2 protein-coding genes are annotated in these 1,224 nt (G+C 69.2%); both read right to left on the minus strand.

What is annotated here, in order from left to right:
* Positions 1 to 60: 60 nt before the first annotated feature.
* A complete protein-coding gene (locus tag ABIA33_RS38040; RefSeq protein WP_370088819.1) occupies positions 61 to 984 on the minus strand; it encodes a transposase family protein in 924 nt (307 codons plus the stop codon).
* 26 nt (positions 985 to 1,010) lie between these two features.
* A partial coding sequence (locus ABIA33_RS38045; protein ID WP_370088821.1) for a hypothetical protein occupies positions 1,011 to 1,224 on the minus strand: 214 nt, incomplete at its 5' end.

Raw genomic sequence — 1,224 nt, forward strand, 5'->3', positions numbered from 1 at the left:
ACGGCGTGGTGCTCGATTGAGACTCGGGCGTGCTGGCCTGGCGTGTTGTCCGGTGGGTGATCACCTCTCGGCGGCGCGGTCGGAGACCAGGCCGGCTACCGCCGTGTAGGTCTCGTCGAAGTACTCGCGGCGTCCGATGTAGCGCTGAAGGGTGCGCCACTGCTTGTGTTCGGCGTTGGCGTGCTCAACGCAGATCCGTTCCGAGGACTGCCGATGGCGGGCCGCGTCCCAGGCGGCCACTTCTTCGGGCGGGGCGTCCTTCTTCGGCTTGAGCGGTGGGGCCTGGACCTGGTCGGGGAACTGCTTGGCCAGTCCCCGGTAGCCCGCGTCGACCTTCGCCTTGACCTTGGGGTACCGCTCGAACAGGTCGCAGATCCCCTCGGTCTTCACGGCGGTCTGGTCGTGCATCCGGCCGGGCCGGAAGGCCCCGGACCACAGGGTTCGACCCTGCCCGTCGGTCACGACGGTGGCCTTCTTCGTGTTCTGCCGCATCTTGCCCGACACGAATGCGCGCCGCCCGGGCTTGTTCGACTGCGGGCGGCGCACCCGGACCTCGGTTCCGTCCAACCGCAGCTCGATGCCCTCGGCCGCCGCATAGGCGAAGACGTCCTCCAGCGTGCGAAGCCGCAGACCAGGGCAGTCGGGCACCGCGAAGCCACGGGCGGCCAGCAGCGGGCGGATCTCATGGACGGCCCGGGTGATCGTGGAACGGTCCACCCCATAGAGCACGGCCAGAGCCGCGTGCGGGAGTTGGAGGCGCAGGACGACCAGGGTGGCAATGACCCGATCGGTGAACACCAACTGGTGGTTCGGCCCGGCTCCTGGAGCCCGCAGTCGCTGGTGGCCCCGGCGTTCGTGCAGGCGGCCCTCCTCCGATGCCATCCATGCCTGCGCCAACTCGCCGATCAGCGCGCCGAGTCGACGGCGTGGCAGGCCTGTGAGGATACGATGGGACAAGGTCGTGCGGGCCAGGGAATGCGTCACAACAGACCCAACCCGCACGGCCTTCCTCACGTCACGGTGGACTCGCCCGTGACGGGGTTCGCCGCCTCGATCCGCTTGGCCCTGCTGCGGACGTAGGGGTTGCTGTCCCAGGTGGCGGACCCGTCGAAGATGTCCACGCCGATCGTGCTGCCGGCGGTGGTCGTCAGGACGTCGAGGACGAAGAGCAGCCGCTCCAGGATGCTGGGCCTCCGTCGTGTCTCGGGCGGTCCCAGGAACTGC

The sequence above is a fragment of the Streptacidiphilus sp. MAP12-16 genome (assembly GCF_041262165.1).
Classification (GTDB): Bacteria; Actinomycetota; Actinomycetes; order Streptomycetales; family Streptomycetaceae; genus Streptacidiphilus.